We start from the raw sequence: 8,845 nt of genomic DNA, 5'->3' as shown, positions 1-8,845 counted from the left end.
CGCTGGTCGGGCCGGCCGCGACGCCGGGCGTGCTGATCGCGGCCGGCGCGCGCCGCAACGGCTGGCTGCTGGCGCCGCTGGTCGCGCGGATGATCGCCGCCTACGCCATGGGCGATGACCCCGGGCCGCATGCTGCGACCTTGCATCCCAAGCGTTTCAAGGTCGCCAGCGGGATCGATTAGGGTTCGCTTAACCATGTCCGTTCACGACTGCCGTATGGCAGTGCAGGGCATCCGGGGAGTCGTCGAGGCCGCGATCCAACGCGCGTCGACCGCCACCGGCGTGGACTTCAGCTTCCTGGTGCGCACGGCGGGCCGCGAAAGCGGCATGAACCCCAGGGCCAAGGCGCCCACATCGTCCGCCGCGGGACTGTTCCAGTTCGTCGAGCAGACCTGGCTAAGCACGCTCAAGCAGCACGGCGCCAAATACGGCTACGCCCGCTACGCCGAATTGATCGTCAAAGGCTCCGACGGCCGCTACCGGGTCGCCGGGCCCGAGGCGCGCAAGACCGTCATGGACCTGCGGCTCGACCCGCATGCGGCGTCGCTGATGGCCGGTGAACTGACCTCTGACCATGCGGCCTACCTGCGTGGCCGGGTCGGGCGGGCGCCGACCTCCGGCGAACTCTACGCCGCCCACTTCCTCGGACCGCAGGGCTCGGCCCGCTTGATCGAAGCGATGCGCACCCAGCCGGGCGCAGCGGCCGCCTCGATCTTCCCCGACGCCGCCGGCGCCAACCGATCGATCTTCTACACCAGGGGCCGCGCGGCGACCGTCGCCGAGGTCTACGCCAATCTCACGCGGACCGGCGGCTCGGCCCCAGCCGTCGAGACGGCGCCTCGGCCCGCCCAGGACGACGGCGGCTTCATCCAGTACGCTTCCGCCCGCCGCCAGACCCGCATGGACCAGGAGCAGGCGCTCGTCCAGATGATCCTGCGCGGGCCTCAGGAGCCCGACACGGGGTCCGGCGCTAGTCGCCTGACCGGTTCGCTGTTCACCAGCGAGATGCTGCGCGTCCTCGCCGACGCGCGTGACAAGAGCTGATCCCTCAGGCGACCCGCCGCGTGCGCGGCGTGCGCTCCACTGCGCTGGCGTCGGCCACGGCGCGCGCCACCGTCGACAGGCTCACCGGCTTGCGCAGGACGGCGTCCGCGCCGGCCTGGGTGCATTCCGCCGCCTCGTCCGCGTCGCCGCCGATCACCGCGATGATTGGGGTCAGGCTCGCGGCGCCGGGCAGGGCGCGAATCGCCGCGGTGGTCTGCGGCCCGTCCATGTTCGGCATCCGTCCGTCGATCATCACCAGGTCGAAATCGCATACCGTGGCCAGATCGACCGCGCGGCGTCCGTCCACGGCGTGCACGACCTGGTGACCGAGTTGTTCGAGGATCGCGCGCAGCATCGCGGCGTTGAGCTGGTCGTCCTCGGCGATGAGGATGCGCATCGATCCGCGTTCGGCCTTGGTCTTGTCCGGCGCGGCCGCGGGTGCGGTGGCGAGCTCGGGCTCAGCCGCCGCGTCGAAGGGCATCTCCAGGCGGAAGCAGCTTCCCACGCCCGGCGCGCTGTGCGCCGTTAGCTCACCGCCCATCAGCCGCGCCAGTTGGCGGGCCAGCGACAGGCCCAGCCCGGCGCCGGAGGTGCCGGCGCTGGTCCGCTCGATGCGGTGGAAGGGTTCGAACGCCCGCTCCATCTCCTCAGGTGTCAGGCCGGGGCCGGTGTCGGCGATCTCGATCGCCAGCCGGTTCTCGCCGACCCGCTCTATGCGCGCCTCGATGCGGCCGCGGATGGTGAACTTCAGTGCATTGCCGATCAGGTTGGCGAGGATCTGCCGCACCCGCGTCGGATCGGCGACGCCGGCGCCGTGGCGAGGCTCGTCCAGGTCGGTCGGTACGTGCAGGGTGAATTCAAGCCCCTTGGCCGCGGCGTTCGGCCGGTTCAGCAACACCAGGTCTCGGACCAGCGAGACCGGCTCGAAGCAGCGGATCTCCACCGCCAGCCGGCCGCTCTCGGCGGTCTCGGAATCCAGTGTGGTGTTGAGCACCGCGATCAGATCGTTGGCTGCGTCCAGCGCCGCGGACAACTGCTCGCGGGACGGGGCCGAACGCCCGCCGCGCCCCGCAGCCGCCGCGAGCACGTGGGCCACGCCGCTCAGGCCGTTGCGGATCTCGTGCGAGAGCGTGGACACCAGATCGGACTTCGACTGCGCCAGGCGTCGCGCCTCTTCGACGGTGCCGGCCCGTTCGGCGATCAGCATCTCGCGGTCGGCGGCCAGCGCGAACTGTCGCCGCAACAGCCGGTTCAGCATCAGCGACAGGGCGAACGCCAGCGCCAGCGCGCCCCAGCCCTGCACGGCGAGGTCGCGGCCTTCGGAGCTGGTGAACAGCAAGATCAGCGGACCGGACGCGATCGCCGGCCCGACGATCAGCAGGCTCGGCAGCCAGGTGGAGGTGAAGAAGATGCAGATCACCGCGCCGGCCAGCGCCACCAGCATCAGCGCCTCGCGCGCCGGTCCGGCGTTGTCGGCGAACAGCGCCACATGGCCGATCACCGCGGCCCAGATAAGTCCTGCCAGCACGTGCACCCGGCCGCGCAAAGTGAGGTTCGCGGCCTGCGGCTGCTTCAGCCAGTTCACCACCGCGTAGAACGCCGCCCAGGCGGTCGCGAAGATCGCGAAGCTGCCGGTCATCCAGACGCTGTTGGGCGCGTGACTGCCGGCCCAGACGTAGATCGGCAGGCTGATCCCGAACGCCCCTAGCGCATAGGGCAGCAGAGCGGTCTGGGCCTCCAGCGCCTGCTGGGTGACGGAGTGTCCGCCTCGGGTTGGGTCGAGCGCGGTGGCATCGGTCTGAAACGTCACGGCGCGCCCTTTTTCGAGATCGCCTGAACCTACGCCGTCTCGGTTTGCGCGCGGTTACCCGACATCGTTAATCCACAACTCCAGGACGTTGCCGCGATCGTGTCGACGCAGACCGGCTCTGCAACCAATCGTTAAGCCTAACCGTCAATGATCAAGCAGGACTTGCGGGCTAAGGGGACCAGGGCCAGATGGCGAACACCCGCGCGGCGTTAACGGACGAAGATCTCCGTACGCTGGTGAAAGGCGCGACGCCCGACGAGCGCGCCGTCGCCGCCCACAAGCTTTGCCGCACCATCGAGGCGGCCGAGCTCGACCCCGAAGAGCGCGAGCGCGCCCACGACATCTTAAGGGTGATGGCCACCGACGCCGCCGAACTGGTGCGTCGCGCCGTGGCCGTGACCTTGAAGAATTCACCCGCGCTGCCGAGGGACGTGGCGCTCAAGCTCGCCCGTGACGTCGACGGCGTCGCCCTGCCGATCCTCAGCTTCTCGCCCGCCTTCACCGACGAGGACCTGGCCGAGATCATCCGCCTGGGTGAGCCGATCCGTCAGGTCGCCGTGGCCAAACGGCCGGTGCTGTCGGCCACCGTCACGGACGTAATCGCCGAAGTCGGCGTCGAACGTGCGGTCGAGGCCGCCTGCGCCAACGACAACGCCCACTTCGCCGAACGTTCCCTGCAGAAGGTGATCGATCGCTTCGAGCAGTCCGAGCGCGTGCTCTCGGCGATGGCCTACCGCAACACCCTGCCGCTGGCGGTGACCGAGAAGTTAGTCGAACTGGTCAGCGAAAAGGTGCTCGACCATCTCGTCAGCGCCCATGCCCTGTCGCCGGACCTGGCGCTGCAGATCGCGCTGGGCGCCAAGGAACGCGCCACCATCGACCTTGTCGATCAGGCCGGCCGCGCCGCCGACATGCGCAGCTTCGTGGCGCACCTCAACAAGCACGAGCGGCTTACGGCCTCGCTGCTGCTGCGCGCGCTGGTTCACGGACACATGACGTTCTTCGAGTGGTCGCTGGCCGAGCTCGCCTCGATCCCACACCACCGCACCTGGCTGATGATCCACGACGCGGGCCCCTTGGGCCTTCGCGCCATCTACGAGCGGGCAGGGCTGCCGGCGCGTCTGTTGCCGGCGTTCCGCGCCGGGGTCGACGCCTATCACTCGATGTCGTTCGATGGGTCCGCCGGCGAGCGCAAGCGCTTCCAGGAACACCTGATGCAGCGCTTCCTCACCCAGCCGCACACCGCCGTGCGGGAGGATGTGGAATATCTGCTCGAGAAGATGGACCGCGTCGCCGCTGAAGCACGCCGGCCCGCCAGCGCGCGCAACGCCGCGTGATGATCGACGCGGCTTCATCTTACTGTAATCACTGACGTAATATCTACTGAATAAATTCTGCCGCCTGGCTCAGAATGCAGTCGTGCACGGCTTGCGGCCATGAGCGTTTTCGCACAAGCTGGCGAAATGCCCAGCACGCCCCAAACCGACACGTCCGAACCCGTCACGCCCCGCGCCGCCGCGACCATCATGCTGCTGCGCGACGAGCCCAGCTTCGAAGTCCTGATGGTCAAACGCCATCACCAGATCGACTTCGCCTCTGGCGCTCTGGTGTTCCCGGGCGGCAAGAGCCATGCGGGCGACCACGATCAGGCCTGGCGCGACTGGACGATCGGCTGGGACGACCATGACGCCGACCAGCGGGGCTTGCGCATCGCCGCCATCCGCGAGGTCTTTGAAGAGGCCGGCATCCTGCTCGCCCGCCATTCCGACGGCCGCTCGATCGGCGGAGAGGCTTGTCCGATGGAGGTGCGCAAGGCGGTGGACGCCGGCGAGACCGCCTTCCTAGACGTGGTCCGCGATCTCGACGCCAAGCTGGACCTAGGCGCGCTCACGGTGTTCGCCCACTGGATCACGCCACAATGGATGCCCAAGCGCTTCGACACGTGGTTCTTTACGGCCAAGGCGCCGGACGACCAGCTCGCGGCCTGTGACGGGCATGAGACGGTGGACGCCGAATGGATCGCGCCGTCCGAGGCGGTGCGCCTGGCGCTGACGGGCGAGAAGAACGTCATCTTCCCGACCCGCATGAACTTGCAGCTGCTGGCTGAATCGGCCGATGCCGCCGATGCGGTCGTGCGAGCCGGCGCGCGCACCATCGTCACAGTGCAGCCCAAGTTGCTGGAGAAGGACGGGAGTCGCTTCCTCGTGCTCCCCCTGGACGCCGGTTACGGCGACGTGGCCGAACCCATGGCCGCGCCCGCGCCAGCCGGCGCCGCCTAGGGCGCGGAGTCGCATGGCCCTGCGTTAGCTGGGGCCCTCTCGGAAATCGGTAAGGAGCCTCAGGCTCCGGATTCGGTGACCCGGCGTTCCAGTTCCTGGATCAGGATCTGACCAACCGGGTGTTGGTCGGTGCGGATATCGTCGCGGATCGCCGCCTTTACCGCGTCGATGTGGGCGTCGATCAACACCATCGGCGCCTCGACGCGCTTCTCCTTGTCGTCGATCAGCTTGCACAGCGAACCGGCGATGCGGGTGATCAGCGGGAATTCGTACGTCGCGCCTAGGCCCTTCAGGTCATGGGCGCGCAGATAAAGCGACTCCATGGTCTCGGGCGTCGCGCCTTCGGTCTTCACCCGCTGGCGGGCGGCTTCGAGCTTGGTCACTTCGTCCTGCAGCCATTGGGCGAAATTGCCGGACAGGCTCTTCAGAGCCGCCTCGGCCTTGGCGATGGCGCTCGGATCGATAGCGCCGAAGCGACCGCCGACCTTTAGACGAAGGGTGTTCGGGACCTGGATCACCTGTCCAGAGTTCTGCTGGCTCACGAGCGGTCTCCTAGAGAATTCTGCCCGTAAGGTAGGTGCGATGCGTTAATAACCCATGAGGCTCAGGCGACTGTTTTCAGACGGAAAACTGCTCGGCCAGCATACGCTCTTCCAGGCTCCGTCCCGCGTCGAACAGCATCGTCAGGCTGACGCCCCGATCCTCGGTGACGCTGACGTCGATCACGTCACGCACCTCGAAATTGTCGGCCACCGCGCTGACCGGCCGCTTCTCGGCTTCCAGGATCTGGAACTGCACGGTGGCGGCGTGCGGCAGCAGCGCGCCGCGCCAGCGCCTGGGTCGGAACGCGCTGATTGGAGTCAGGGCCAGCACCTTGGCGTCGAGTGGAATGATCGGCCCGTGCGCCGACAGGTTGTAGGCGGTGGAGCCCGCCGGTGTCGCCAGCATCGCCCCGTCGCACTGCAACTCATCCATCCGCGTCTTGCCGTCGATGAGGATCCGCAGTTTGGCGGTCTGGCGCGTCTGGCGCAGCAGCGACACCTCGTTGATCGCCAGCGCCTCGTGCGCCCGGCCGTCGGCGTCCACCGCGGTCATCCGCAGAGGATGGATCACCGCGCGCTCGGCCGCCTCGATGCGCTCCAGCAGGTGATCTTCACTGTACTCGTTCATCAGGAATCCGACCGAGCCTCGGTTCATGCCGTAGATCGGCTTGGGCTCGTCGATGCGGGCGTGCAGCGTCTCGAGCATGAAGCCGTCGCCGCCGAGGGCTACGATCACGCGGGCCTCGCCAGGCGCGGCCCCGCCATAGCGGACGATCAGTCGTTCGCGCGCTTCCTGCGCCTCGGGGCGGTCGCTGGCGACGAAGGCGACGCGGTTCACGAGAGGCTCGAGTTTCGACATTTCGCCGCCACAAGCGCCCAGCCTGAGCGGCTTGTCAAACCGTGCGGATGGCTTGGCGGAAGGCGGCCCCGGCGACCGCCGGGGAGAACGATCCGAACGCGCCGATTGCACGCCGTGCGCCCTCGTCGCCGCCATCGGGGTGGCCGCCGTTCAGCCGTCGCACGAGGTCCAGGATCGTCGGGAACACGCTGCGGTCGATGGCCACCGCGGCGCAGGCGAGGCCCAGCAACTCGGGCTGTTTGCTGTCGATCGCGCGCCGCACATCATCGGCTTCGAACCGGCCGAGCGCGGCGAGCGCAGTGACGAACAGGCTGAGCTTGCGCTCACGCAACGCCCGCAGCAGGTATCCCGGCCGCAGTTGTCCCGCGCTCTGCAGCTTGGCGACCAGCCGCCGCTCCATGTCCTCGCGCTCGTCCTCACGCGTCCAGACCACGGCGCTGGGCGCTTCCTCGACGATTCCCCCGTGCGCCTCGCGCACCGCGTCGGCCAGCGCGGCGTCCAGCGCCGCGGTGTCCAGGCGGAAGCGGCTGGCCAGCGACTGGCGAAGCGACTGGCCGATCCAGACGTAAAGTTGTTGGGCGAGGTCAGTGGTCAATTCCGGGTGGCGGACCAGCGGTGACCGCAGCGAGGCGATGCGCCGTGACGCCTCCACCAGTTTCACCATGTCCGCGGGGGTCAGGTGTGTGGCCGTGTTGGCGGCGAGGGCGGTCAATACCGCCGGCTCCGCCTGTTGCAGGATGGCGGCGACGACGGGCGGGCCAAGCCTCGGCCGGCGCGCCACTTCGATCTGATGGTCCAGCGTGGCTTCGAGCAGCAGGCGGACCAGGTCCTGGTCCTTGAGCACAGGACTCGCCGCGATGATCGGCGCGGCGATCTCGATGTCGTCCAGCGCCAGCACGTTGACCAGCGCCGCGGGCGCCCACGCGGCGCTCGCCAGCTTCTCGGCGAGACGCTTGCGGATATCGCGTTCGGCCTCGACGACGACGCTCATGAAGATCGAGGAGAGCAGCGCCTGCACGGGCGGCGCGTTCATCACCCGTCCGCTCTGGCTCGTGTCGCACAATTCCACGAGCGCCAGCAGCAGGTGCCCCCGGTCGGCGGGGGCCCGGCTTCTCGCGAGTTGCAGCAGGCTGTCGGTGCTCGCGGCCACGCCCAATCCACGATCCGTCTGTTGATGTCGGTTAAGCCACCGTGACCATCATCTCAGGGTATAAAAACATGCTTAACGCCACCTCGCCATCCGGCTTCACGCGGCGCCTGAGTTTGCGGGTGAGACGCGGTTGACCAGCTGCTTCGCATTGGCGTCGAACGCATGGAACGCGGGCTATTTCAGCGCCGCAATGCGCAGCCATAGTTCTGTTACTGGACGCGGCGCATAAGGAACCCCTAAGAGGCGCTTTAAATCCTTGATTGATAAGCGCCTGCGGCGATGGAGTTCGACGGTTTGCTACGACGGCATTTCTTCCTCGCGGGCGCCCTGGCGATCCTTCTCGTCATGGTCGTCGTCGGCGGGCTGAAGATGGCGACACGGCCTTCCGGCCCCGGCCAGGCGGCCGCCGGCGCTCCCGCAGGCAAGGGCGGCCCTGGCGGGCGCGGCGGCATGGCCGCCCAGGTCTCGGCCACCACGGTGACCGAACGCACCTTCGTCGAGGCCATCGACGTCCTCGGCGTCGCCAAGGGGCGCCAGTCCGTCACCCTCAGCGCGGCGGCGACCCAGCTTGTGCAGAAAGTCAACTTCACGGACGGCCAGAGCGTCGGACGCGGCGCGGTGCTCGTCGAACTGAAGGACTCCGAGCAGGACGCCGGTCTGGAACAGGCGCGGGCCAAGCTCGTACAGGCCCAGCGCGCCTACGATCGTTGGAAGGCCCTGTCGGCCAAGGGCTTCGCCGCCAAGGCGTCCGTCGATCAGTATGAGGCCGATTATCAGAGCGCCGTCGCCGACGTGCGCGCCGCCGAGGCGCGCCGCAACGACCGGATGATCCGCGCGCCCTTCGCCGGCGTCGTCGGGCTTTCGGACATCGCTCCCGGCGCCCTGGTCAATCCAGGCGCGGTGATCGCCACCCTGGACGATCTGTCGGCGGTGCGCGTCGATTTCGAAGTTCCGGAACGCTACGTCGCCTCGCTGCGGGACGGCCAGCCGATCGTCGCCCACGCCGACGCCTATCCTGATCAGGCCATCGCCGGCCGGATCGCCAAGCTCGACACCCGGGTCGACCCGAACACCCACGCCATCACCGCTCGCGCCGAATTCCCCAATCCCGGGGGCCGGCTGCGGCCTGGCATGCTGATGCGCGTCGCCATCGCCCGCGGC

The 8,845-nt window shown here is 68.5% G+C and carries 8 protein-coding genes and 1 pseudogene; 5 read left to right on the top strand and 4 right to left on the bottom strand.

Going from position 1 to position 8,845, the window contains the following annotated elements:
- Both Q8M88_RS05760 and Q8M88_RS05755 read left to right on the top strand, forming a co-directional pair.
- Positions 1 to 182 (top strand): annotated as a pseudogene (locus Q8M88_RS05760) (D-amino-acid oxidase); the annotation flags it as partial.
- A gap of 34 nt (positions 183 to 216) precedes the next feature.
- The gene (locus Q8M88_RS05755; protein WP_305595288.1) at positions 217 to 1,044 is read left to right on the top strand and encodes a transglycosylase SLT domain-containing protein; all 828 of its coding nucleotides are present in this window, start codon (positions 217 to 219) and stop codon (positions 1,042 to 1,044) included.
- Between the two features lie 4 nt (positions 1,045 to 1,048).
- Here Q8M88_RS05755 and Q8M88_RS05750 read toward each other — a convergent pair whose 3' ends face one another.
- Positions 1,049 to 2,854 (bottom strand): ATP-binding protein, encoded by a 1,806-nt coding sequence (locus Q8M88_RS05750; RefSeq protein WP_305595287.1) that lies wholly within the window; start codon positions 2,852 to 2,854, stop codon positions 1,049 to 1,051.
- A 188-nt stretch (positions 2,855 to 3,042) separates the two neighbouring features.
- On the opposite strand from Q8M88_RS05750, the gene Q8M88_RS05745 reads away from it, so the two are divergent.
- Both Q8M88_RS05745 and Q8M88_RS05740 read left to right on the top strand, forming a co-directional pair.
- On the top strand, positions 3,043 to 4,191 hold the full coding sequence (locus Q8M88_RS05745; protein ID WP_305595286.1) for a DUF2336 domain-containing protein: 1,149 nt from the start codon (positions 3,043 to 3,045) through the stop codon (positions 4,189 to 4,191).
- 126 nt (positions 4,192 to 4,317) lie between these two features.
- Positions 4,318 to 5,133 carry an NUDIX domain-containing protein gene (locus tag Q8M88_RS05740; protein ID WP_305595289.1) on the top strand — a complete coding sequence of 272 codons (816 nt, stop codon included), beginning with the start codon at positions 4,318 to 4,320 and terminating at the stop codon, positions 5,131 to 5,133.
- Between the two features lie 59 nt (positions 5,134 to 5,192).
- On the opposite strand, the gene Q8M88_RS05735 is transcribed toward Q8M88_RS05740, so the two are convergent.
- The 3 genes from Q8M88_RS05735 to Q8M88_RS05725 all read right to left on the bottom strand — a co-directional run bounded on the left by Q8M88_RS05735 (position 5,193) and on the right by Q8M88_RS05725 (position 7,684).
- Positions 5,193 to 5,675 carry an Hpt domain-containing protein gene (locus Q8M88_RS05735; protein ID WP_305595285.1) on the bottom strand — a complete coding sequence of 161 codons (483 nt, stop codon included), beginning with the start codon at positions 5,673 to 5,675 and terminating at the stop codon, positions 5,193 to 5,195.
- Between the two features lie 76 nt (positions 5,676 to 5,751).
- Positions 5,752 to 6,534 (bottom strand): NAD kinase, encoded by a 783-nt coding sequence (locus Q8M88_RS05730; RefSeq protein ID WP_305595284.1) that lies wholly within the window; start codon positions 6,532 to 6,534, stop codon positions 5,752 to 5,754.
- 34 nt (positions 6,535 to 6,568) lie between these two features.
- A complete protein-coding gene (locus tag Q8M88_RS05725; protein WP_371132638.1) occupies positions 6,569 to 7,684 on the bottom strand; it encodes a DUF2336 domain-containing protein in 1,116 nt (371 codons plus the stop codon).
- A 279-nt stretch (positions 7,685 to 7,963) separates the two neighbouring features.
- Here Q8M88_RS05725 and Q8M88_RS05720 point away from each other — a divergent pair.
- A partial coding sequence (locus Q8M88_RS05720; protein ID WP_305595282.1) for an efflux RND transporter periplasmic adaptor subunit occupies positions 7,964 to 8,845 on the top strand: 882 nt, incomplete at its 3' end.

Origin of the sequence: Phenylobacterium sp., from assembly GCF_030693805.1 — a bacterium.
Lineage (GTDB): Bacteria > Pseudomonadota > Alphaproteobacteria > Caulobacterales > Caulobacteraceae > Phenylobacterium.
Note: the sequence above shows the minus strand (reverse complement) of the source record. Positions and strands in the feature narration are given on the sequence as shown.